Below are 23,116 nucleotides of genomic sequence, written 5' to 3' on the forward strand. Positions count from 1 at the left end.
CATGGTGCACCATCGCGTTCCCGCTTGACTCTGTTTCGCGGCCCGCGCACTACGGTCGAGTTGGTGCTCGGGGTCCGCTCCGGGTGAAAAGGGAATGCCGCGCAAGATTTTCGCAGAAAAATCTCGCAAACGCAGCCGCCCCCGCGACCGTGACCGGAGAGGTTGCCCCACGCCACTGGCCAAGCGCCGGGAAGGCAGGGTAGCCGACAAGGGAGACCTTGATATCCGCAAGCCGGGAGACCTGCCAGCAGACGTGACGAAACCGGACGGGGTGTGCCGGGTGTCGGGAACCAACGGCCCCCTCGCCGCCCGCCATCTGCCATGCTGTCCCCTGACAGGGAAAGAACATGGCCGATTTGCCCCCCGTGGAACTCTTGGTCTGCGTGAAATGCCGCCGCGAGTTGGAAGTGCCCAAGGACGGCACCCGCCCTGGCGAAGCGCTACATGCCGAGCTTGCCAATCGCACCATGCCCGAAGGCGTGACCCTGAAGGCCGTTGAATGCCTGTCCAACTGCTCCTCCGGCTGCTCGGTCGCCGTGCGTGGTGGCGCGCAGCGCTGGACCTATGTCTACGGCAACCTGATGGAAGACCGCGACGCCGACATGGTGGTTGAAGGCATCGGCAAATATGCCGCCACCTCCGATGGCATCGTGCCGTGGCGCGAGCGCCCCGAACACTTCCGCAAAAACTGCATCGCCCGCATCCCCCGCAGGAGTTCTGAATATGTCTACACCGCACCGAAACCCCAACCTGAACAAAGTCCCCGTCACCGTCATCACCGGCTTTCTCGGCTCCGGCAAGACGACCCTTGTGCGTCACCTGATGCAAAACCCGCAAGGCAAGCGACTTGCCGTGATCGTCAACGAGTTCGGCGATGTGGGCGTGGACGGCGAGATCCTCAAAAGCTGCGCCATTCCCGACTGCCCGGCCGAGAACATCATGGAGCTGGCCAACGGCTGCATCTGCTGCACCGTGGCCGATGACTTCATCCCGACAATCGAGGCACTGATGGCCCTCGACCCGCAGCCCGAACACATCCTAATCGAAACCTCCGGCCTCGCTTTGCCCAAACCGCTGCTCAAGGCGTTTGACTGGCCCGATATTCGCAGCCGCATCACCGTGGACGGTGTGATCGCTTTGGCCGATGCCGAAGCCGTGGCTGCGGGCCGCTTCGCCCCGGATGTGGCGGCCGTCGACGCCCAGCGCGAAGCTGATGACAGCCTTGATCACGAAACACCCCTGTCCGAGGTGTTCGAGGATCAGATCAGCTGCTCCGACATCATCCTGCTGACCAAACCCGACCTTGCAGGACCCGAAGGCATCGCCAAGGCCAAGGCGGTGATCGAGGCCGAAGCCCCCGCCCCCTGCCCGTTGTCGAAGTGGCCGAAGGCGCGGTTGACCCCCGCGTGATCCTCGGGCTGGAAGCCGCCGCCGAAGACGACATGGACGCGCGCCCGTCTCACCACGATGGGCATGACGACCACGAACATGACGACTTTGAAAGCGTCATCATCGACATCCCCGAAGTCAGCGACCCCGCGGAACTGGTTGCCCGCATCGAAGCGATGGCCAAGACGCAGAACATCCTCCGCGTCAAAGGCTACGCCGCCGTCGCTGGCAAGCCCATGCGTCTGCTTGTCCAGGCCGTCGGTGCCCGTGTCCGCCACCAGTTCGACCGCCCGTGGGGGCCGGACGAGGCGCGGCAGGGCCGTTTGGTCGTGATTGCCGAACATGACGACGTGAACGAAGCAGCCATTCGCGCCGCCCTGGTCCAAGTCACCGAAGCCGCCGAGTAACGAAACCGCCCCAAGGCCCCAGCCATGCATGTCGTCTTCCGCGAAAGCCACGGGCTCGAAGAGACCGAGACACCCACCGATCTGGGGCAGACGCCTGCGGATCTGGTGGTGCTGTCGTTCTCGGACAGCGACCTTGGCGCCTTCGCGGCGGCATGGCACCGGGCGGACGGCAAGCTGCCCACGGTACGGCTCGCCAATTTGGTGGGCCTCAAGCACCCTCTGTCCGTCGACACCTATGTCGAACAGACACTTGAAGGGGCCAAGGGCATCCTGATCCGCCTGATCGGGGGTGTGCCCTATTGGTCCTACGGGTTGCAACAGGTCGAAGCACTGTGTCGCGCCAAGGGCATCGCGCTGGCTGTCCTGCCCGCCGATGGGCGGCCCGATACGCGGCTGGATGAAATCTCGACCCTGCCCGTATCCACTCTCCGACGCCTCGCGCATCTCTGTGACACTGGCGGCGCAGTCGCGGCGCAAGCAGCACTTGCACAAATGGCGTTGGCCTCCGGTCTATACGCGGGTCCTGTCAAAGGCTCCAAGGCGCTGCCAACCGTCGGTGCATGGACACCCGAGGATGGCGTGGCCTGTCCGCTGGTGCATGGCGCTGATACCCGCCCCCTGATCATCGTGACCTTCTATCGCGCCTATCTGTCCGCTGCGGACCTGTCACCGATCAAGGCGACGTTCCAAGCCCTGCGCGCCCGTGGCTTCAGCGTGCTCGGCCTCTTCGCGCCTTCGCTCAAAACCCCGGACGCGGCAGCTTGGATGGCCCGCCAGATCGCACATCTGAAACCCACCGCCATTGTCAACGCCACCGCCTTCTCCGGCATCGGCGCAAACGGCGCGTCACCCCTTGATGCGGGCGATGTCCCGGTCTTCCAGATCGCACTCGCCACGTCCACCCGAGAGGCCTGGGACGAGGCAGAGCGCGGCCTTTCCCCCACCGACCTCGCCATGCACGTGGTTCTGCCCGAGGTGGATGGCCGCCTGTTTGCCGGTGTTGCGTCGTTCAAAGAACCGCAGCCGCGCGACGACGACCTGCAATTCGCCCGCTATGCGCACAAGGCCGACACCAAACGCATAGAGATGGTTGCGGACCGGGTGAAAGCGTGGACAGACCTTGCCACGACCCCGGCGAAGGAACGCGCCCTCGCGCTTGTGCTCAGCACTTACCCGGGCAAGGACTGGAACATGGCTCATGCCGTGGGTCTGGATGCGCTCGCCTCGACCGATGCGATCCTTGCCGACTTGCAAAACACGGGCCACAATACCGACCTGACACCCGTCACAAGCGCACTCGAAACCGAGACGATCACTTGGCCGCTCACCGACTACAAAGCAGCGCTGTCAACTCTACCCCAATCGCTACGAGACGACCTGTATGCTGCATGGGGCTGCGCCGACAATGACGCCGACAAGGGCCACTTCCACTTCCCGGCCACCCGCCGGGGCAACGTCCTGGTCGCCCTGCAACCAGAACGCGGCACACCCAACGCGCGGGACGACGACTACCACGACCTCAGCCGCGTTCCCCGCCACGCCTATGTCGCTTTCTACCTCTGGCTCCAAAGCCAAACCCAAGCCCTGATCCACATCGGCGCGCACGGCACGCTCGAATGGTTGCCGGGCAAGTCCGTTGCGTTGTCGGATAAATGCTGGCCCGAGGCGCTGACCGGCACCCTGCCGGTCATTTACCCCTTCATCGTGAACGACCCGGGCGAAGCCGCCCAAGCCAAACGCCGCATCGGGGCTGTCACACTTGGCCACCTGCCCCCCCGATGAAGGACAGCGCCACACCCGACAGGTTCATCCGGCTCGAAACCCTGCTCGATGAATTTTCCAACGCCGATGGCCTCGACCCCAAGCGCCGCGACCGTCTGCAAGACGACATCCGGGCCGAGGCGCAGGCCATCGGGGTCGAAAATGACCTTGGCCTCGACCGCGCCAGCTGTTCGGCAGAGGCGATCACCCGCATCGACCGCTTCGTCTGCGATATCAAGGAAAGCCAGTTCGGTGAAGGGCTGCACATCTGGGGTCAAGGGGCTGACACCGAGCGCAGCGCCTTGATCGACGCGCTCAATGGCAAGCGCATCGCCGGTGGCCCCTCCGGCTCCCCCATCGTGGGCGGAGCGACGTGCTGCCCACGGGCCGCAATCTCTACACCACCGATCCCCGTTCGGTCCCAACCCGCGCCGCCTATGCCCAAGGCGTCAAACTGGCCGAGGAATTGGTCCGCCGCCACTTGCAGGAAGAAGGCGACTGGCCCCGTGGCCTGATCGTCGACCTTTGGGGCTCCGCAACGATGCGCACGGCGGGTGAGGAATTCGCGATGGCCCTGCACCTTCTGGGCGTGAAACCGGTCTGGGACCAGGGTTCCGAGCGCGTCTCCGGCATAGAAGTGCTGCCCATTACCGACCTTGACCGTCCCCGGATCGACGTCACCCTGCGCGTCTCCGGCCTCTTCCGCGACGTATTCCCCACGCTCTCGGCCCTCTTTGCCCAAGCCGTCCGCGCGCTCAGCCAACGCGACGAGGCTCCCGACTGGAACCCCTACGCCGGCACGATGCCGGATGCCCGCGTCTACGGCCCCGCTCCCGGCAGCTTTGGCCTTGGTATGGGCGGAGACATAGAGACGTTCACCGAGGACGCCCGGGTTGCCGCAGGGCAAGCGTGGCTCGCAGCCAGCGCCTATGCCCTTGACGGCGCAACGGCAACGAAGGATGAAGATGGCATCCGCGCACGCGTCGCCGCAGCCGACAGCTTTGTCCACCTGCAAGACTTGCCAGAGACAGATGTCCTGCTGGCCTCGGACTACGCCGCGCATGAAGCCGGGTTCGCTGCTGCCCAAGCGGTGACCGGAGGCAACGCCGCCCTTTATCACCTCGACACGACGCAACCCTACCGCCCGCGCGCGCGTACCCTGCCCGAGGAAATCGCCCGCGTCGTTCAGGCCCGCGCGACGCAGGCCCAGTGGCTGCGCGGCATGATGCGTCACGGCTTCCGCGGCGGAGCCGAGATCGCCGCCACGCTCGACCACATGGCCGCCTTTGCCCATCTCGCGGGGGTCGTCGGCCCCCACCTCTTCGACGCATACCATGACGCCACTCTCGGTGACCCCGAGGTGGCAGCCTTCCTGCAAGACGCCAACCCCGGCGCGTACCAGGCGATGCAGGACCAGTTCGCAGCACTCGACGCCGCAGGCCTCTGGCACACCCGCCGCAACTCGATCCGCGCTTCGCTCGAGGCGGCACAATGACAGTCAAAGGCTGGTGCCCCGGCGCATGGCGCCCGATGATGTCAGGTGACGGGCTGATCATGCGTATCCGCCCTCGTTTGGCACGCCTTACCCGCGAGCAGATCCTCGGCCTCTGCGCCCTGTCGCTAAGCCATGGAAACGGCATCATCGACCTCACCAGCCGCGCCAACTTGCAGATGCGCGGCATTGCGGAAGACCAGCACGGCAACGTCCTGACAGCCCTCCAACACCTCAACCTGCTCGATGCCACGGCCGAAGACGAGATCCCGGCGCAACATCGTCGTCACGCCCATGTGGCAAACGGGCGACCTTACCACGCGTTTGCACGCGGCCTTGCTCAATGCCCTGCCCGACCTGCCCTACTTACCTCCCAAGATGGGCGTTGCCATCGATGCGGGAACGGGCCCCGTTCTGTCCGACACGTCCGCCGATTTCCGGTTTGAACGGGCGGACACAGGCGATCTCATCCTGCGCGCTGACGGTGCACACAAAGGCAAGCGCGTCTCGGAACAGAACGCCCCAACAGCGCTGATCAAACTGGCGAAATGGTTCGTCGCATCCGACGGCGTCGCCGCGGGCCGGATGTCCAAGCATCTGAAAACCAGAACGTTTCCAGACACGTGGCAGGATACTAAACCATCGCCCGCCACGGGTTCCATCACCCCCGGCGCGGTAACCGGCGGATTTGTCTACGGCGCGCCTTTTGGCAGCATCGATGCGCGTGCCATGACCAGACTAATCCAGGACAGCCAAGCGACCGCCCTTCGCGTCACCCCCTGGCGTACCTTCTTGTTGGAAGACGCACAGCCCTGCGATACGCACGGATTTGTCACCAGCCACACCGATCCGCTCCTGCGCATCCACGCCTGCCCCGGCGCGCCCGCCTGCAATGCCGCGACCGTCGACACACGTGCCCTTGCCCAACAACTCGCGCCGCATCACAGCGGAACACTCCACATCTCGGGCTGCTCAAAAGGCTGCGCCCACCCGCGCCCCGCCACCACCACGCTCGTAGGTCGCGACGGCGCGTTCGACCTTGTAGAGAACGGCCATCCGTGGGATGCCCCCCGCCAACGCGGCCTCACGCCAAACGACCTCCTGACCACGGCGAGCTAATATGCCCTACGAATATGAAACCAATGGCGCGGCCATTTACCTGCAAAGCTTCGCCACGATCCGGGCCGAGGCCGACCTCGCCCACTTCGACAAGGACGAGGAACAGGTCGCCGTCCGCATGATCCACGCCGCCGGCATGGTTGGCCTCGAACAGCACTGCCGCTTTTCGCCCGGTTTCGTCCCTGCCGCCCGCGCGGCATTGGAAAACGGCGCACCGATCCTTTGTGACGCGCGCATGGTGAGCGAAGGGATCACACGCCCGCGCCTGCCCGCTGACAACAAGGTGATCTGCACACTGCACAATGATGGCGTCCGCGAACTGGCCGCAGAAATGAGCAACACCCGTTCCGCCGCCGCCCTCGAGCTTTGGCGCCCCCACCTTGACGGCGCGGTCGTCGCCATCGGTAACGCCCCCACGGCGCTCTTTCACCTTCTGAACATGCTCGAGGACCCCGACTGCCCCCGCCCCGCCGCGATCATCGGCTGCCCGGTTGGCTTCGTCGGTGCGGTCGAAAGCAAGGACGCGCTCTGGGCCGACCAACCCGTCCCCTGCTGTATCGTGCAGGGGCGACTGGGTGGCAGCGCGATCACCGTCGCCGCGGTCAACGCCATCGCGAGTCGAAAAGAATAATGGCCGCCGCCCCCGGAACCGTGCACGGCGTGGGCCTTGGCCCCGGCGCGCAGGACCTGCTCAGCGTCCGCGCGGACCGGCTGGTGCGAAACGCCCAACACGTGGCATTCTTCCGCAAGGCAGGCCGTCCGGGTCAGGCACGCACCATTGTCAACGGCATGCTCGCCAACCATGCCGTCGAGTTCCCCATGGAATACCCGGTCACCACCGAAATCCCGCTGAACGACCCACGCTACAACGAAATCCTCAGCGCATTCTACGCAGACTGTACCGCCCACCTGCGCCAACTCGCCGAACAAGGCGAGGATGTGGTTGTGCTGTGCGAGGGCGACCCGTTCTTCTACGGCTCCTTCATGCACCTCTACACGCGGCTCGAACCACATGTGCCAGTGCAGGTCGTGCCCGCCATCACCGGCATGTCCGGCGCTTGGACAGCCACCGGTGCGCCGATCACGTGGGGCGACGACATCCTGACGGTGCTGATGGGTACGCTGGACGAAGACACTCTTGTATCTGGCATGGAACAGGCCGATGCACTGGTGGTGATGAAGATCGGGCGCAATATCGACAAGGTGCGCAGCGCCCTGCGCCGCGCAGGCAAATTTGAGGACGCCTATCTGATCGAATACGCCGCCATGCCCAAGCAAAACGTTCAAAAACTGTGCGAGGCCGAGGGGAAAGTAACCCCTTACTTCTCGATCATCGTTGTGCACGGACAGGGCCGCCGCCCATGACCGGCTGGGTGCGCATTGCGGGCCTTGGGCCGGGGGATGACGCCCTGATCACGCCCGAAGTCACGGATGTGCTGGCTCAAGCTACCGACATCGTCGGTTACATCCCTTACGTGGCCCGCATCGCGGAGCGACCCGGTCTAACCCTGCACGCCTCCGACAACCGCGTCGAAATTGACCGGTCTCGCCATGCTTTGGAAATGGCAAGCGAAGGCAAGAACGTCGTTGTCGTCTCTTCAGGTGACCCCGGCGTTTTCGCCATGGCCGCCGCCGTTTTTGAGGCGGTCGAGGACGGTCCAGCGGACTGGCGCAATCTCGACATCTCGGTACTCCCTGGCATCACTGCCATGCTCGCGGCCTCCGCCCGCTGCGGCGCGCCGCTGGGCCACGACTTCTGCGCGATCAACCTGTCCGACAACCTCAAACCCTGGAGCTTGATCGAAAAGCGCCTGCGCCTCGCAGCCGAAGGCGACTTTGCCATGGCCTTCTACAATCCCCGGTCCAAATCCCGGCCCGAAGGGTTCGTGCGCACGCTCGACGTGTTAAAAGAAGCATGTGGCGATGACCGTCCGGTGATCTTCGCCCGCAACGTGACGCGGTCCGATGAAGAAATAAGAATTGTGCCCCTGTCTCAAACCACGCCCGACATGGCGGACATGCGCACGATGGTCATCATTGGCTCGTCCCGCACCCGGATCATCCCCCGCGACGGCGCACCACTTGTCTACACCCCAAGGTCGACGCCCGAATGACGCAACCAATCCATCACTTGCGCCACAGAATGCGCCTCTTGCCTGTCCGGCACGGCCGGTCGGTCGATCATGATCACCGGCAGGCCCAAGGCGCGGGCGGCGGCGATCTTGGCATAGGCACCGGAACCACCAGCATTCTTGGACACAACCAGATCAATGCGATGCTCATGCATCAGCGCAAGGTCGTCAGTTTCGGTAAACGGCCCGCGCGACACCAGCACATGGTGATCGGGAAAGGGCGGCAGGTCTTTGGGTGGATCGACCAGACGCAGAAGATAGAAATGCTGCGGGTTCGGCGCGAACTCCGCCAGATGCATCCGACCGACGGCCAACATGATGCGGACGGCGGGTTGGTCCAGGGCGGCGACGGCCTCGGCAATATCGGGCACATGGGTCCAGCGATCCCCGGCCTGCGCCGCCCACGGTTTGCGGGTCAGCGCAATCAGCGGCACGCGCGCCTCGGCACAGGCCGCCACCGCATTTCGGCTCATCTGCGCGGCAAAGGGGTGGGTTGCGTCAATCAGATGGGTAATCTGTTCGTCGCGCATGTGCGCAACCAATCCGTCGACCCCGCCAAATCCGCCGATACGCTGGGGCAAAGGTTGGCGCTTGGGCCTCTCGACACGGCCCGCAAAGCTGACCATACCGGCCAGCCCCGCTTTTGCGGCAGCGTTGGCAAAGGCGGTGGCTTCGGTCGTACCGGCAAGGATCAGGAGGTTGGCGCGCATGTCTGACCCTTGGTTGACCATCATCGGCATAGGCGAGGACGGGGTTGCCGGTCTCAGCGCCGCAAGTCAAGCCGCTCTGGCGGCGGCTGAGGTCATCATGGGGCCGCAACGCCATCTGGATCTCGTGGTTAACAACCCCTTAAGCACAAGTGTCCCCGCGGGGACAGATCTCATCCCATGGCCCGTCCCCTTTGCTGACGGCATCGCCATCCTCGCCTCCCTGCGGGGACAGAGGGTTGCAGTGCTGGCCTCGGGCGATCCGTTCTGGTTCGGCGCAGGCTCCGTGATCGCGCGCAGCTTCGGCCCCGACGAATGGACCGCCCGGCCCGGCCCCTCCTGCTTTTCCCTCGCTGCTGCACGGCTCGGCTGGCCGTTGGAGAACACCGCGTGTCTCGGCCTGCATGCCGCGCCGATGGCCCGGATGCGACCGCATCTCGCCCGGGGCGTACGCCTGATCGTGACGCTGCGCGATGGGGATGCCGTGCCAGCGCTTGGCAACTACCTGGACACTCAAGGCTTTGGCGACAGTATTCTGCATGTGATGGAGCATTTGGGCGGGCCACAGGACCGCCTTACGCAACAACGCGCCGACACGATCACCGGCACATTCGAACACCCGCTCTGCGCTGCTGTCGAAGTGGCGGGCGATGGCCCTGCCCTGACCTCCGCATCAGGCCAGGCCGACGACACGTTCCAAAGCGACGGGCAAATCACCAAGCGTCCAGTGCGCGCCATCACCCTGTCCACATTGGCCCCGAAACCCGGCGAGCATCTTTGGGACATCGGCGGTGGCTCAGGTTCGATCGCGCTGGAGTGGTTGTTGGCCCATCCCTCGACCACGGCCAACACGGTAGAACCACGCGCCGATCGCGCCGCGCGGATTGCACAGAACGCACTGGACCTTGGTCTTGATCACCGGCTGACAGTGATTGAGGGCGCCGCACCCGACGCCCTCGCGGGTCTGAAGGAAGCACATGCAATCTTCATTGGTGGGGGGCTGTCCAAACCCGTGCTCGATGCCGCCGTTGCCAACCCAGCCCGCATAGTCGTCAACGCCGTGACACTCGAGGGCGAGGCTCTGCTGAGCGCGGCGCAGGCCATCCACGGCGGCGACCTGATGCGCATTGCGCTCGGCCACGCCGCACCTTTGGGCCCGAAACGGGGCTGGGCATCGGCCTATCCGGTTGTGCAATGGAGCCTCGAGCGATGATTGTTGCAGGGTTCGGGTTCAGTACGCAGGCGACCACAGACAGCTTTGCCGATGCGTTGGCACAACATGCGGATGCCCCCGATGCGCTGGCGACTCTGGCAGAAAAGGCGGACAGCCTGACCGCATTTGCGAAATCTATGAACCTGACTGTCGTCGCAGTCACCCAAGACCAGGCCGCAGGCCAGACAACGCACACCCAATCGGTCCGCAGCAGCACCGAAAAAGGCACACCGAGCGTGGCCGAGGCCACGGCTCTTGCCGCCGCAGGCCCCGGCGCGCGGTTGATCAGCACCCGCACAATATCCCAAGATCGCATGGCCACCTGCGCCATAGCCCAAGGACCAGACACATGACCGTACATTTCGTTGGCGCAGGCCCTGGTGCCCCCGACCTCCTGACCCTGCGGGGACGCGACCTGATCGGGTCCTGTCCTGTCTGCCTTTACGCAGGGTCGCTGGTGCCCGAAGCCATCCTCGATCACTGCCCCGAGGGCGCAAAAATCGTAAACACGGCCTCCATGGACCTTGATGCCATCATGGTCGAAATCGAAGCTGCTCATGCAGCAGGTCATGACATCGCGCGGCTGCACTCAGGAGACTTGTCCGTATGGTCCGCTATGGGTGAACAATTGCGGCGGATCAAGGCAGCGGGCATTCCATTCACAGTGACGCCCGGCGTGCCCTCGTTCTCTGCGGCGGCGGCAGCGTTGGGCGCGGAACTGACCCTGCCCGGCGTCGCTCAATCCGTTGTGCTGACCCGCACACCGGGCCGCGCCACATCCATGCCCGAAGGTGAAACGCTGGCGAACTTCGCGGCGACCGGCGCGACGCTGGCGATCCATCTGAGCATCGGGAATTTGGATCAAGTCATCACAGACCTGACACCGGCGTATGGAGCGGATTGCCCTGTGGCGGTGGTCTACCGGGCAAGCTGGCCAGACGAGCAGATCATCCATGCCACGCTGTCCACCTTGAAAGACGCCATGAACGACGGCATCAGCCGCACGGCCCTGATCCTTGTCGGACAGGCCATCGGGGCCGAGGGGTTCGACGAAAGTTGTTTGTATTCAACGGACTACGACCGCCGCTACCGCCCGCAAAGCGCGGACAGTCCATGGGCCAGCTGGAGTCATGGCGATGACTAATGGCCTTATGATCTCAGCCCCCGCGTCAGGCACGGGCAAGACGACGGTGATGCTGGGCCTGCTGCGCGCGTTGCGCGATGACGGATTGGTCGTGCAGCCCTACAAGAGCGGGCCAGACTATATAGACCCGGCCTTTCACCTTGCAGCCGCCGGGCGTGCCTCGTTCAACTTCGATACATGGGCGATGGACGGCAACCTGCTGGGCGGCGTCGCGGCGCAATCACAGGGGGCCGATATCTGCGTGGCCGAAGGGTCCATGGGCCTGTTCGACGGTGTCGCCACGCGCGGCCAGTCGGGCTTTGGGTCGAGCGCCGAAACCGCACTCGCCATGGGCTGGCCCGTTATTCTGGTCATCGACGTGGGCGGACAGGCCCAATCGGCAGCGGCCACAGCGCTGGGGTTCAAAAGCTACAACCCAGACCTGCCTTTTGCCGGTGTGATCCTGAACCGGGTCGCCAGTCCCCGGCACGAACGGCTGACCCGGTTGGGTATGGAACGCGCAGGAGTAAAGGTTTTGGGCTGTCTGCCCCGGCGCGGCGATCTGAAGCTGCCCGAGCGCCACCTTGGACTTATTCAAGCGGTTGAGCATCCCGATCTTGAAGCAGCGATCGCGGGATACGCCGACTTCCTGCGCGAAAACGTGGACCTTGATGCGATCAGGGCCGTGGCGCAAGCCGGTCCGGCCCTTGATACGCATCCGCTGCCGACACCACCCGCGCAACGGATAGCATTGGCTCGCGATGCCGCGTTTTCCTTTACCTACCCGCATCTGCTGGAAGGATGGCGGGCGGCGGGGGCCGAAGTCCTGCCCTTTTCTCCGCTGGCCGATGAAGCGCCCGAGCCAGACGCCGATCTGGTCTGGCTGCCCGGCGGCTACCCCGAATTGCATGGTGGCACACTGGCGACAGCACACACGTTCCTTTCAGGATTGCGCAAGCACGCCAAGACCAAGCCGGTTCACGGTGAGTGTGGTGGTTATATGGTTCTGGGTGCCGGTCTGACCGACAAGGACGGCACGCGGCACGAGATGGCAGGTCTGTTTGGCCTTGAAACCAGCTTTGAAAAGCGGAAGTTCCACTTGGGCTACCGCCGCGCGGTGCTGGACGCGCCCATGCCTGGCTTTGCCGCCGGTGCAGCGCTGCGCGGGCACGAGTTTCACTATACAACAATCCTTGACGAACCCGATGAGCCCTTGGCCCAGGTATCTGACGCGGACGGCAACCCGGTGCCTGAGACCGGGTCGCGGCGTGGCCATGTCACCGGCACGTTCTTTCACCTGATCACCGGGGAAACGGCATGACCGGGTTTGTCAGCTTTGTGGGATCCGGTCCCGGCGACCCCGAGCTTTTGACGCTCAAGGCCGTGGATCGGCTGAAGCGCGCGGATGCTGTGCTGTTCGATGACCTGAGTGCGGGTCCCATCCTCGGCCATGCGCGCAGCGGTGCAGACCTTGTGGGTGTGGGCAAACGGGCCGGACGCCCATCGCCCAAGCAGCACCATGTCAGCCAGTTGCTCGTTGACTACGCAACCGAGGGTCAGCGCATCGTCCGGCTGAAATCCGGCGATGGCGGCACGTTCGGGCGGTTGGAAGAAGAAACAGAGGCTCTGAAGGCCGCAGGCATCCCATTCGAGATCATTCCCGGTGTGCCGTCAGCCTGTGCGGCTGCGGCGGCAGCAGGCATTCCGCTGACCCGGCGGCTGACAGCGCGTAGAGTTCAATTTGTCACCGGCCACGATGTGCGCGGCGCCTTGCCCGAGGACCTGAACATGGCGGCCCTTGCCGACGCGCAGGCCACAACGGTTGTGTTCATGGGTCAGCGCACCTTTCCCAATTTTGCGGAGATGTTGATGCAGGCTGGGCTGCCCGCTGATACACCCGCGCTTCTGGCCGAGGGTGTGTCCACCGACGCGCAGAAGCTGCACCGCACAACGGTTTCGGAACTGGCCGAGGAACTGGGCCGGGGTGTTAGTGATGCCCCTGCCCTGATCTTGTACGGCGCGCTTGCGGAAAGCTGAGCGCGCCCTTTCCGCGTCGTCAAATGCCGCATCCGGACTTGTCCCGCTGGGGAATCATTGTAAACGTGGATTGACGATGGTGGCCCCGAAAGGGGTCTGAAAAGGGAACCGGGTGAAAATCCCGGACTGCCCCCGCAACTGTGACCGGCGAGCGGCCCGGCATGAACCACTGGCCCCAAGATGGGGTTGGGAAGGTCCGGCCCCGCAGCGACCCGGCAGTCAGGAGACCTGCCATCGACAAATGAAACTTGCCGGGTCACCGGCCATAATGCCGCCGGGGTTGGTGGCGAGGAGACAGAGAGATGCATATCGAACCGGGCGTCGTGGATGGCGCGAAAATGGCACTGGCCTACGGCACTGCCGCAGCTGCCGCGGGCTATTCCTTCAAACTGGCCGCCGAGGACCTGAAACAGCACAGCGTGCCGTCCTTCATTTTGCGCGCCGTGATGGCGACCGTGGGCACGTTCGTGTTCTTCGAAGTGCTGCCGCATTTCGCTGTTGGCGTCTCTGAGGTGCATTTCATCCTTGGCACAACCCTGTTCCTGCTGCTCGGCCCTGCCGCCGCTGCCTTCGGCCTCGTGTTCGGCCTGCTGATGCAGGGCACGTTCTTTGCCCCGTCCGACATGCCCATGTTCTTTGTCAACATGACCACCCTGCTGTTCCCGCTGTTCGCTGTACACGCGCTGGCCAAGCGCATTGTACCGAACGCAACGGCCTATGTGGATCTCGACTATGCCCAAGTGCTGAAGATGTCCGCCGTGTACCAAGGTGGTGTTGTGGCCTGGGTCGCGTTCTGGGCGATCTACGGCCAAGGCGTCGGTGCCGAGAACATCCAATCTGTACTGGCCTTCGGTGGTGCCTATCTGCTGGTCATCCTGATCGAGCCCATCGCCGATCTGGCCGTTCTGGCGGGCGCCAAGGCGCTGCGCGGCACGCAAGGCAGTGGCATCTTCACCAACCGACTGCATGACGCGGCTTGATCCCGCAACATAGGAATAAGGAAGGGGCCGCCACCGCGCGGCCCTTTTTACACCATGACCCAGCTTTTCTTGATTGGCATCGGCACCGGAAATCCCGATCACCTGACGGGAGAGGCCCGGCGCGTGATGGCCGAGGCCGATCTGTTTTTAATTCCGCACAAGGGGGACGGCAAATCCGATCTGGCCGATCTGCGGACACAGATCATTGCCGATCTGCGCGATGACGCGCCTATCGCCCTCTTTGACATGCCTGTTCGGGATGACAGCCTACCCTACATCGCCCGCGTCGACGCTTGGCATGATGAGATTGCAGCGCTTTGGACCGCCACTATGGCGCAATATCCCGCCGCCCGGAAGGTCGCGCTGCTGGTCTGGGGTGACCCGTCGCTTTATGACAGCACCCTGCGCATCGCGGCTCGATTGGACCCATTGCCGGAGGTCCGTGTGGTGGCCGGGATCACATCGATACAGGCCCTGACAGCGGCTCATGCCATTCCGCTTAATACCCTGAACGCGCCTGTCACGATCTCGACCGGGCGGCGTCTGCGCGACCACGGCTGGCCTGACGGATGCGAAACGCTGGTGGTGATGCTGGATGGCGATTGCACCTTCAAGACTCTTGATGGCGACGCATACGACATCTGGTGGGGGGCCTACCTGGGCATGCCGGAACAGATCCTTGATCATGGGCGATTGGCCGATGCCTCGGACCGCATTGTGGAGCGCCGCGCCACGGCCCGCGCGGCCCATGGCTGGATCATGGATACCTATCTGCTGCGAAAACTGCCTGAAAAATAGGCGATCCGCACAGGAATAGAACGCAGGCCGGGGTCAGAGGCTGGCCGAACACGTTTCGCAGTGGTCATATCGAAGGGTATGAACGACCACGAAACCGAATGACTGCCCACCTGCCCCTGACTGCTGCCACAACCTGCGCGCAACCACGCGCCATCGGGTCAGTGCGCCTATCGACCAAGCCGGTGGGAGGGCAAACGGTCATTGACGGACTGTATCAGAAAGGCGCGGCCAAGGTGGTCTTTCCGCGCGCCACCCGCGGTTTGACGGCGGTGCTGTTGAACACCTCCGGTGGTGTGACGGGCGGGGACAGGTTTGATTACGCAGCCACTGCCGGGGCCGGCACGCATCTTACGATGACCACGCAGGCCTGCGAACGCGCCTACCGCGCGCAACCGGGCGAGGTCGGGCGGGTCGAGACCCGCCTTACCGCCGAAGACGACGCAACGCTTTGGTGGTTGCCGCAGGAAACGCTGATCTTTGACGGCTGCGCCATGACCCGGCGGCTGTCCTGCAATCTTGCCCCAACCGCCCGTGCCTTGATCGTTGAGCCGATGTGCGTCGGCCGCATCGCCATGGGCGAAGACACGGTGCATGGCCATTTTGCGGACCGTGTATCCATTACCCGCGACGGTGCGCCTTTGGTGCTGGATGCGTGGACGCTGTCGGGCGATATGACGGCGCAGATGTCGCGAGCCGCCATCGGCGGCAGGGCCACGGCCATGGTCAGCCTGACCTACATCGCACCAGACGCCGAAGCACATCTGGCCCCCATCCGTGCCCTTTTGCCCGACACCGGTGGGGCCAGCCTGCTGACGGATGACACCCTTGTTCTGCGCACGCTCGCCCCCTCGGGCTACCACCTGCGCAAGACGCTTCTGCCCATTATGGACCACCTCACCGGTGGTCACCTGCCCATCTGCTGGAGACTTTAGCCCATGCAACTCACCCCCGCGAAAAGGACAAACTGCTGGTCGCCATGGCCGCCGAGGTCGCGCGCAAGCGGTTGGCGCGCGGCGTCAAGCTGAACCACCCGGAGGCCATCGCGTTGATCACCGATGCGGTAGTGGAAGGTGCACGCGACGGGCGCTCGGTCGCCGACATGATGGAGGCCGGTGCACAGGTCATCACCCGCGACCAGTGCATGGACGGCGTGCCCGAGATGATCCACGACGTGCAGGTCGAAGCCACCTTTCCCGATGGCACCAAGCTGGTCACCGTCCATAATCCCATCCGCTGACAATCCCCGAAGGAAAATCCATGAAGACTCCGCTTGTCCCCCTCGCCGCCCTGCTGCCCATGGCCACCCCGGCCTTGGCGCACTCAGGCGCTCACGCGCACCCGCATGGATCGGAGCCCTGGATCGTTGCCATGGGCCTCGCGCTGATCGTCGGGGCGGCATTAGCGGCATGGAGGCGCAAATGATCCCCGGCGAAATCATCACGGCAGACGGGAATATCGAACTGAACACCGGTGCACAGGCCATCACGCTGCATGTGGCGAACACAGGCGACCGTCCCGTGCAGGTCGGCAGCCACTACCATTTTGGCGAGGCCAACAGCGCGCTGGAGTTTGACCGCGAGGCCGCACGCGGTATGCGCCTGGATATCGCGGCGGGCACCGCAGTGCGGTTCGAGCCGGGACAGGCCCGTGACGTACAGTTGATCCCGATCGGCGGTGCGCGCAAGGTATACGGGTTTAACCAGCAGGTGATGGGCGACCTTTGAGCAGGGCAAACCCTTAGGGAGGAAAAGACGATGTGTGATGTATGTGTGATGAACGCGGTGAAAGAGCGGATGCTCTCGCGCCGGGACTTTTTCAAGACCAGCGCGGCGATGGGCGCGGCAGCGACAGTGGGCATGACGGCGGCACCCGCGGCCATGGCTGCGGGCCATGGCGGTGTGGTCGATATGTCCCACAAGCTAAGCCCGGACTTTCCCACCTTCTTCGGCGTACCCGGCATCTCGATGGAGCAGCAATTCAACTTTGCGGAACACGGATTCAACCTAATGAACCTGGCCATTAACGAGCACACGGCGACCCATATCGACGCGCCGCTGCACTTTTCCGCAGATGGCACATCGGTGGACGAGATACCGGTGAGCGATCTGGTCATCCCACTCTGTGTCGTGGATATCGCGGCCAAAGCGGCAGAGGATGCCGATGCCCAAGTGACACCCGATGATCTGAAGGCATGGATCGCGGCCAATGGCGACATTCCCGACAAGGCGTGCATCGCCATGCATTCCGGCTGGGCAGCGAAGTCCGGCGATGCGGCAGCCTATGTCGGTAATGACGCCGATGACGTCAAACACTTCCCCGGTTTCCATATCGAGGCAACGCAAATGCTGCTCGAGGAAACCACTGCCGTGGCCATGGCTGTGGATACACTATCGCTCGACCATGGACCGTCTCCTGATTTCGCCACCCACTACGCGTGGTTGCCATCAGGCCGCTATGGGATCGAGAACCTGGCCGGTCTGGACAATGTGCCCGCTGCCGGGGCGACGCTTGTTGTTGGCGCGCCAAACCATATCGGCGGCACCGGCGGTCCGGCCCGCATCTTTGCAATGATCTGATGGCGACGGTACCGCTCATATCGGACGAGGAGGCCAGCACCGAGGTGCTGGCCGTCTTTGACGACATCCGCGCGATGCGTGGCACGGATTACATCAATAACTTCTGGCGGGCGTTGGCGAATGATCCGGCGCTGCTGGCGTCCACTTGGGCGCGGTTGAAAGAGGTGATGGGTCCGGGGGAACTCGATCCGCTGGTCAAGGAGATGCTCTATATCGCCGTGTCCGTGGCGAACGGGCGTGAATACTGCATCCACTCCCATACCGCGGCGGCCAATGCCAAGGGGATGACGCTGGCGCAGCATGGAGAGTTGATGAGCGTTATCGGCATAGCGATGCAGACCAACGGGCTGGTGACAGCGATGCAGGTGCCGGTGGATGAGGTATTTGAGGCATGATCTGTCACGCACCGAACAGAGGATCACGCCCGGCTCGAGGGTGGGCGTATCACGCCCGCCCTGTGGGGCGGGTCGGGCGTGATCCGGTCCGCTGCGCGGCCCGGGTGCAAACCTCAAAACCAACCACGGTATTTTGCGATGATGACGGTAAAGAAAATCGTGTAGGCGATGGCCTGCAACCAAAATTCAATGCTCGACATAGGGTGCTTTCCTTTTTTCAATTGGCGATGATGTCATTGAACAGGTGCGAGTATTGGCGAGCAATGCACGGCACTTTCCCTACCAAAATCCGAGAAAGCCAATGACTTTCAGATACTTATGGATCTGCAATGCACGGGCATTTCTGAACGCAGCAAAAGGTTGACACATGCCCACATCCATCTCCCGCCGCGACTACGCCGCCATGTTCGGCCCCACCACGGGCGACAAGGTGCGGCTTGCCGACACGGACCTGATCATTGAGGTTGAGCGTGACCTGACCGCCGAGGCAGCAGGTCAAGCCTCCACCGGCGGCAGCGGTGACAACGCCATGCTCTATGGCGAAGAGGTCAAGTTCGGCGGTGGCAAGGTCATCCGTGACGGGATGGGGCAGTCTCAAGTCACACGGGCGGACGGCGCTGTCGATACCGTCATCACCAACGCGCTGATTGTGGATTGGACGGGCATCTACAAGGCGGATGTGGGCTTGAAGGACGGGCGCATCGCTGCCGTGGGCAAGGCGGGCAATCCCGACACGCAGCCGGGCGTCAACATCATTATCGGGCCGGGAACCGAAGCCATCGCGGGCGAGGGCAAGATCCTGACGGCCGGGGGCTTTGACAGCCACATCCACTTCATTTGCCCGCAGCAGATCGAAGACGCCTTGCACTCCGGCCTCACCACCATGCTGGGGGGCGGCACCGGGCCTGCGCACGGGACACTCGCGACCACGGTCACACCGGGCCCTTGGCATCTGGGCCGTATGTTGCAGGCCGCTGATGCCTTCCCCATGAACCTCGCATTTGCGGGCAAAGGCAACGCCTCCCTCCCCGCCGCCTTGGAAGAACAGGTCAAGGCAGGCGCCTGTGCGATGAAACTACACGAGGATTGGGGCACCACCCCTGGCGCCATCGACTGCTGCCTGTCAGTCGCAGACGACATGGACGTACAGGTGATGATCCATACCGATACATTGAACGAAAGCGGCTTTGTCGAAAACACCGTCGCCGCCATGAAAGGCCGCACCATCCACGCCTTCCACACCGAGGGCGCAGGTGGCGGGCACGCGCCGGACATTATCAAAATCTGCGGGGAGGAACACGTCCTCCCCTCCTCCACCAACCCAACGCGCCCCTTCACAGTGAACACGCTCGAGGAACACCTCGACATGCTCATGGTCTGCCACCACCTCGACAAATCCATCCCCGAGGATGTGGCCTTTGCCGAGAGCCGCATCCGGCGTGAGACCATCGCCGCCGAAGACATTCTGCACGACATGGGCGCGTTCTCGATCATCGCATCCGACAGTCAAGCCATGGGCCGCGTGGGCGAGGTGCTGATCCGAACGTGGCAGACGGCGGACAAGATGAAGAAGCAGCGCGGCGCGCTGCCCGAAGAAACCGGCGACAATGACAATATGCGCGTGCGCCGCTACATCGCCAAATACACGATCAACCCGGCGATTGCGCACGGGATCAGCCACGAGATCGGGTCGATCGAAGTCGGCAAACGCGCGGACTTGTGCCTGTGGAACACCGCGTTCTTCGGGGTGAAGCCCGAGATGGTGCTGCTGGGCGGCACCATCGCATGCGCCCAGATGGGGGATCCGAACGCATCCATCCCGACGCCGCAGCCGGTCTATACCCGTCCCATGTTCGGGGCCTATGGCCGGTCGGTCGAACGCTCCGCCGTTACGTTCGTGTCCGCCGCCGCGCAAGCCGAAGGGATTGGCGCTTCGCTGGGTTTGGCGAAGGACACGGTTGCGGTTCAGAACACCCGGAACATCGGTAAGAAGGACCTCAAGCTGAACGATGCAACACCGCATGTCGAGGTGCATCCTGAGACTTACGAGGTGCGGGCGGATGGCGAATTGCTAACCTGTCAACCGGCAGAGGTTTTGCCGATGGCGCAGCGGTATTTCTTGTTTTGAGGCGAACCAGCCCTTATCCGTCACGCCCGGCCTCAAGCCGGGCAGCCCCCGACCGCCCCCATGGGCGGGGGCTACTCCGCTACCCGCGGCCGGGGGCTACCCTCGCCACGCTGAAGAAATCTGAAATCATGCGCCTCAAGAAATGCGGCTATGCGTGCGCACATCTGACCGCGCAGCAAAACATCGCCTACATGCCAGAAGGAGAAACAAAACAGGTGTCCCATGACCCTCTTTCAGCGGCTCGCTGCCTTCATCAGTTCCATCAGCCTACCGCATGGCGCGCTGGCGCAAACACAGGCGGTCTACGCCCTGACGGATGCGGAACTGAAAGCCCGCGGAATAAAGCGACGCGATGCGGCGCATCAGATCATGATCAACGGGGATTGGTCGTAAGCGCGGGGGTCACCCCATGCTGACAGCCCAACACTACCACAGTCACACTCACGGTCAGGTGAGCGACCACGTGTCGCTCACCTACGAAGACCGCTTTCTGCGGCGCAAAGTCCTGACACTTGCCTCCGGTGCTCAGCTCTTGGTTGACCTGCCCCAGACCACATCGCTCGACCATGGCGGTGCGCTCATCGCCACGGACAAATCCGAGATCATGATCGAGGCCGCCCCTGAGCCCCTTCTGGAAGTCACCGGCGAAAACCTGCACCGTATCGCGTGGCACATCGGCAATCGCCACACCCCTTGCCAGATCGAAGCGGATCGCCTGCTGATCCAGCGCGATCACGTCATGGCCGACATGTTGGCCAAAATCGGGGCAACCACACGCGAAGTGGTGGAACCGTTCACCCCCGAGGGCGGTGCCTATGGCCACGGGCGCACCCACGGGCACGATCATTCACACAGCCACACATGAGCCACGCGCTGACACTCATGCAATGGCTGTCGCCCGCCTTCCCAGTGGGCGCGTTTGCTTATTCGCATGGGTTGGAACAGGTCATCGCGGATGAGACGGTCACGGACGCCGAAACGCTGCAAGACTGGCTGGAGGCGCTGCTCGCCCATGGCTCTGGCCGTGTGGATGCGATCCTGCTGTCCGCAGCTTATGACGCGGACACACCGGCACATGTCGATGCAACGGCCCGCGCTTTTGCCGCCAGTGCAGAACGGCTCAAGGAAACCGACCTGCAGGGCGCGGCTTTCTGTGACACCGCCCGCACCGTCTGGGGGATCAAGATCACGGGCCTCACTTATCCCGTTGCCGTCGGCACTGCCGCCCACGCCATGGACATTCCGCTGGCCGATGCCCTGCCGCTTTATCTGCACGCCTTCGTGTCGAACCTCGTTTCGGTCACCCAACGCGCCCTGCCCCTCGGCCAAACTGACGGCCAGCGGGTGCTGGCAGCCCTTGCCCCCACCATCGCTGCCACCGCAAAAGACGCGCAGGTGACACCGCTTGACGCATTGACCTCCACCAGCTTCGCCGCCGACATCACGGCCATGCGCCACGAAACCCTCCAGCCTCGGATCTTTCGCACATGACACAACTCAACGGCCCCCTTCGCATCGGCATCGGCGGTCCCGTGGGCGCGGGCAAGACAACGCTAACCGCCGCCCTTGCCGCCGCCCTCAAGGACCAGCATTCCATTGGTGTGATCACCAACGACATCTACACACAGGAAGATGCCGAGGAACTGATGCGTCGCCAAATCCTGCCACAAGACCGGATCATCGGCGTTGAGACCGGAGGCTGTCCGCACACGGCCATCCGCGAGGATGCATCGATCAACCTTGCTGCCGTGGCGGAGATGCGGGACCGGCACCCGGACGTCGAAGCGATCCTGATCGAAAGCGGCGGCGACAACCTCTCGGCCACCTTCTCGCCAGAGCTGGCCGACATCACGCTCTATGTCATCGACACTGCAGCGGGCGAGGAAATCCCACGCAAAGGCGGGCCTGCGATCACCAAATCCGACCTGTTGATCATCAACAAGACGGATCTTGCACCCCATGTGGGGGCCTCGCTTGAGGTTATGGAACGGGACGCAAAGCGGATGCGGGGCACGCGGCCTTTCGTCTTTGCCGCCCTACGCCATGGCAAGGGGGTGGAGGATATCATCACGCATATTCGCGCCCTGTCCGGCTTGGGGCTGACGCCAGCGTAAAGTGCACTGTTTCGGCGCGGGACATGCTGAAAACGCCCAACCGCTCACCTGAGTGAGCCGTAGAAGGCACTGACGCTTCGAGGCGATCAGTGCCTTCGGGTGTCAGGACAGCTTCGACAGTTTGTCCTGCAACTCGGCCAGTTGTTTCTTGATGGCGTCAAGGTCTTCGCCACCATCCTTGTCCTCGGCTTCAGGTGCAGGTCCGGACGCGCCCCAGCCAGTGCCCAACCCACCTGTCATGGCCTTCATGAATGCCTCCTGCTGCGCCTGCATCAAATCGAAGCCAGGCATCTTGGCCATGGGGTTCATGGCATTCATGTTTTCCATCACCTTGCTTTGCCCATCGCGCAACATTTCGAACGAGGCTTGAAGGAATTGCGGCACCACGGACGCCCCACCGCCCATGTAGCTGCGCACCAAATCGTTCAGCACATCCACTGGCAGAACGCTCTCGCCCCGGCTCTCATGTTCGGCGATGATCTGCAGCAAGTATTGGCGGGTCAGGTCGTCCCCGGTCTTGAGGTCCACAATCTGCACCTCGCGCCCGTCGCGGATGAAACCCGAGATATCCTCAAGCGTCACGTAGTCGCTTGTTTCGGTGTTGTAGAGCCGCCGACTGGCATAGCGCTTGATCAACAATGGTGCTGGTTTGTCTGTCACGTGCGTGATCTCCCCGGTGCCGCGTGCTGCAACGCAGCTTAGGCGCGACATCACAAAAAAGAAAGGGTGTGTGCACGTGCGGCAA

Annotated in this window: 25 protein-coding genes, 4 pseudogenes and 2 riboswitches; of the genes and pseudogenes, 26 read left to right on the forward strand and 3 right to left on the reverse strand. The window is 63.5% G+C overall.

From position 1 onward, the window contains the following. Positions 1–44 precede the first annotated feature (44 nt). A riboswitch (cobalamin riboswitch) is annotated at positions 45–263 on the forward strand. A gap of 84 nt (positions 264–347) precedes the next feature. The 4 pseudogenes from ACZ1HN_RS18025 to ACZ1HN_RS18040 all read left to right on the forward strand — a co-directional run. Beyond that, positions 348–647 (forward strand): annotated as a pseudogene (locus ACZ1HN_RS18025) (DUF1636 family protein); the annotation flags it as partial. Between the two features lie 76 nt (positions 648–723). Beyond that, a pseudogene (gene cobW, locus ACZ1HN_RS18030) lies at positions 724–1,796 on the forward strand (cobalamin biosynthesis protein CobW). Between the two features lie 24 nt (positions 1,797–1,820). Next, positions 1,821–5,052, forward strand: a pseudogene (cobN, locus tag ACZ1HN_RS18035) (cobaltochelatase subunit CobN). A gap of 59 nt (positions 5,053–5,111) precedes the next feature. Then, a pseudogene (locus ACZ1HN_RS18040) lies at positions 5,112–5,219 on the forward strand (cobalamin biosynthesis protein CobG); the annotation flags it as partial. Here ACZ1HN_RS18040 and ACZ1HN_RS18045 read toward each other — a convergent pair. Further along, positions 5,178–5,339, reverse strand: a complete 162-nt coding sequence (locus ACZ1HN_RS18045; protein WP_472729387.1) for a hypothetical protein — start codon at positions 5,337–5,339, stop codon at positions 5,178–5,180. The pseudogene ACZ1HN_RS18040 and the gene ACZ1HN_RS18045 overlap by 42 nt on opposite strands. Before the next feature lie 4 nt (positions 5,340–5,343). Between ACZ1HN_RS18045 and ACZ1HN_RS18050 the strand changes: the two genes are divergently transcribed. The 4 genes from ACZ1HN_RS18050 to cobJ are packed head-to-tail and all read left to right on the forward strand — an operon-like array spanning position 5,344 to position 8,282. Beyond that, positions 5,344–6,168 carry a cobalamin biosynthesis protein CobG gene (locus tag ACZ1HN_RS18050; RefSeq protein WP_472729388.1) on the forward strand — a complete coding sequence of 275 codons (825 nt, stop codon included), beginning with the start codon at positions 5,344–5,346 and terminating at the stop codon, positions 6,166–6,168. Position 6,169: 1 nt separating this feature from the next. Next, positions 6,170–6,799 (forward strand): precorrin-8X methylmutase, encoded by a 630-nt coding sequence (locus ACZ1HN_RS18055; RefSeq protein ID WP_472728484.1) that lies wholly within the window; start codon positions 6,170–6,172, stop codon positions 6,797–6,799. Further along, the gene (cobI, locus tag ACZ1HN_RS18060) at positions 6,799–7,533 is read left to right on the forward strand and encodes a precorrin-2 C(20)-methyltransferase (RefSeq protein ID WP_299742794.1); all 735 of its coding nucleotides are present in this window, start codon (positions 6,799–6,801) and stop codon (positions 7,531–7,533) included. The genes ACZ1HN_RS18055 and cobI overlap by 1 nt, the downstream gene beginning before the upstream one ends. Next, positions 7,530–8,282 carry a precorrin-3B C(17)-methyltransferase gene (gene cobJ, locus ACZ1HN_RS18065; RefSeq protein ID WP_472728485.1) on the forward strand — a complete coding sequence of 251 codons (753 nt, stop codon included), beginning with the start codon at positions 7,530–7,532 and terminating at the stop codon, positions 8,280–8,282. Before cobI ends, cobJ begins: the two co-directional genes overlap by 4 nt. On the opposite strand, the gene ACZ1HN_RS18070 is transcribed toward cobJ, so the two are convergent. After that, entirely contained in the window at positions 8,255–9,010 is a 756-nt protein-coding gene (locus ACZ1HN_RS18070; RefSeq protein ID WP_472728486.1) for a cobalt-precorrin-6A reductase, read from the reverse strand. The two genes, cobJ and ACZ1HN_RS18070, sit on opposite strands and share 28 nt — an antisense overlap. Between ACZ1HN_RS18070 and cbiE the strand changes: the two genes are divergently transcribed. The 18 genes from cbiE (at position 9,009) to ureG (ending at position 22,371) form a co-directional block, all read left to right on the forward strand. Further along, complete coding sequence (gene cbiE / locus ACZ1HN_RS18075; RefSeq protein WP_472728487.1) at positions 9,009–10,220, forward strand: precorrin-6y C5,15-methyltransferase (decarboxylating) subunit CbiE; 1,212 nt, start codon at positions 9,009–9,011, stop codon at positions 10,218–10,220. The two genes, ACZ1HN_RS18070 and cbiE, sit on opposite strands and share 2 nt — an antisense overlap. After that, on the forward strand, positions 10,217–10,573 hold the full coding sequence (locus ACZ1HN_RS18080) for a cobalamin biosynthesis protein (protein WP_472728488.1): 357 nt from the start codon (positions 10,217–10,219) through the stop codon (positions 10,571–10,573). The genes cbiE and ACZ1HN_RS18080 overlap by 4 nt, the downstream gene beginning before the upstream one ends. Then, the gene (gene cobM, locus ACZ1HN_RS18085) at positions 10,570–11,364 is read left to right on the forward strand and encodes a precorrin-4 C(11)-methyltransferase (protein ID WP_472728489.1); all 795 of its coding nucleotides are present in this window, start codon (positions 10,570–10,572) and stop codon (positions 11,362–11,364) included. Before ACZ1HN_RS18080 ends, cobM begins: the two co-directional genes overlap by 4 nt. Next, on the forward strand, positions 11,357–12,664 hold the full coding sequence (locus ACZ1HN_RS18090) for a cobyrinate a,c-diamide synthase (protein WP_472728490.1): 1,308 nt from the start codon (positions 11,357–11,359) through the stop codon (positions 12,662–12,664). The genes cobM and ACZ1HN_RS18090 overlap by 8 nt, the downstream gene beginning before the upstream one ends. Beyond that, positions 12,661–13,380: a uroporphyrinogen-III C-methyltransferase gene (cobA, locus tag ACZ1HN_RS18095; protein WP_299598455.1), complete on the forward strand. Its 720-nt coding sequence runs from the start codon at positions 12,661–12,663 to the stop codon at positions 13,378–13,380. The genes ACZ1HN_RS18090 and cobA overlap by 4 nt, the downstream gene beginning before the upstream one ends. Positions 13,381–13,440: 60 nt before the next feature. Further along, positions 13,441–13,630: riboswitch (cobalamin riboswitch) on the forward strand. A gap of 52 nt (positions 13,631–13,682) precedes the next feature. Further along, positions 13,683–14,360, forward strand: coding sequence for an energy-coupling factor ABC transporter permease (locus ACZ1HN_RS18100; protein ID WP_299598458.1), 678 nt, complete (start codon positions 13,683–13,685; stop codon positions 14,358–14,360). Positions 14,361–14,414: 54 nt separating this feature from the next. Continuing rightward, positions 14,415–15,158, forward strand: a complete 744-nt coding sequence (cobF, locus tag ACZ1HN_RS18105; protein ID WP_472728491.1) for a precorrin-6A synthase (deacetylating) — start codon at positions 14,415–14,417, stop codon at positions 15,156–15,158. Positions 15,159–15,256: 98 nt separating this feature from the next. Continuing rightward, complete coding sequence (locus ACZ1HN_RS18110) at positions 15,257–16,090, forward strand: urease accessory protein UreD (RefSeq protein WP_472728492.1); 834 nt, start codon at positions 15,257–15,259, stop codon at positions 16,088–16,090. After that, positions 16,078–16,395: an urease subunit gamma gene (locus tag ACZ1HN_RS18115; RefSeq protein WP_472729349.1), complete on the forward strand. Its 318-nt coding sequence runs from the start codon at positions 16,078–16,080 to the stop codon at positions 16,393–16,395. The genes ACZ1HN_RS18110 and ACZ1HN_RS18115 overlap by 13 nt, the downstream gene beginning before the upstream one ends. 20 nt (positions 16,396–16,415) lie before the next feature. Continuing rightward, positions 16,416–16,580 (forward strand): LPXTG cell wall anchor domain-containing protein, encoded by a 165-nt coding sequence (locus ACZ1HN_RS18120; protein ID WP_299550155.1) that lies wholly within the window; start codon positions 16,416–16,418, stop codon positions 16,578–16,580. After that, positions 16,577–16,882, forward strand: coding sequence for an urease subunit beta (locus ACZ1HN_RS18125; RefSeq protein ID WP_299598470.1), 306 nt, complete (start codon positions 16,577–16,579; stop codon positions 16,880–16,882). The genes ACZ1HN_RS18120 and ACZ1HN_RS18125 overlap by 4 nt, the downstream gene beginning before the upstream one ends. Before the next feature lie 30 nt (positions 16,883–16,912). Continuing rightward, positions 16,913–17,734: a cyclase family protein gene (locus tag ACZ1HN_RS18130; protein WP_472728493.1), complete on the forward strand. Its 822-nt coding sequence runs from the start codon at positions 16,913–16,915 to the stop codon at positions 17,732–17,734. Continuing rightward, positions 17,734–18,129, forward strand: a complete 396-nt coding sequence (locus tag ACZ1HN_RS18135; RefSeq protein ID WP_472728494.1) for a carboxymuconolactone decarboxylase family protein — start codon at positions 17,734–17,736, stop codon at positions 18,127–18,129. Before ACZ1HN_RS18130 ends, ACZ1HN_RS18135 begins: the two co-directional genes overlap by 1 nt. A 367-nt stretch (positions 18,130–18,496) precedes the next feature. Then, the gene (ureC, locus tag ACZ1HN_RS18140; RefSeq protein ID WP_472728495.1) at positions 18,497–20,257 is read left to right on the forward strand and encodes an urease subunit alpha; all 1,761 of its coding nucleotides are present in this window, start codon (positions 18,497–18,499) and stop codon (positions 20,255–20,257) included. A gap of 222 nt (positions 20,258–20,479) precedes the next feature. Continuing rightward, positions 20,480–20,650 (forward strand): hypothetical protein, encoded by a 171-nt coding sequence (locus tag ACZ1HN_RS18145; RefSeq protein WP_472728496.1) that lies wholly within the window; start codon positions 20,480–20,482, stop codon positions 20,648–20,650. Positions 20,651–20,666: 16 nt separating this feature from the next. Further along, complete coding sequence (gene ureE, locus ACZ1HN_RS18150; protein ID WP_472728497.1) at positions 20,667–21,122, forward strand: urease accessory protein UreE; 456 nt, start codon at positions 20,667–20,669, stop codon at positions 21,120–21,122. Next, positions 21,119–21,748 (forward strand): urease accessory protein UreF, encoded by a 630-nt coding sequence (locus tag ACZ1HN_RS18155; protein WP_472728498.1) that lies wholly within the window; start codon positions 21,119–21,121, stop codon positions 21,746–21,748. The genes ureE and ACZ1HN_RS18155 overlap by 4 nt, the downstream gene beginning before the upstream one ends. Further along, positions 21,745–22,371, forward strand: a complete 627-nt coding sequence (ureG, locus tag ACZ1HN_RS18160; protein ID WP_472728499.1) for an urease accessory protein UreG — start codon at positions 21,745–21,747, stop codon at positions 22,369–22,371. The genes ACZ1HN_RS18155 and ureG overlap by 4 nt, the downstream gene beginning before the upstream one ends. 102 nt (positions 22,372–22,473) lie before the next feature. On the opposite strand, the gene phaR is transcribed toward ureG, so the two are convergent. Next, positions 22,474–23,082, reverse strand: coding sequence for a polyhydroxyalkanoate synthesis repressor PhaR (phaR, locus tag ACZ1HN_RS18165; protein WP_472728500.1), 609 nt, complete (start codon positions 23,080–23,082; stop codon positions 22,474–22,476). Positions 23,083–23,116: the final 34 nt, after the last annotated feature.

It is taken from the genome of Tateyamaria sp. GN1-10 (genome assembly GCF_055693845.1).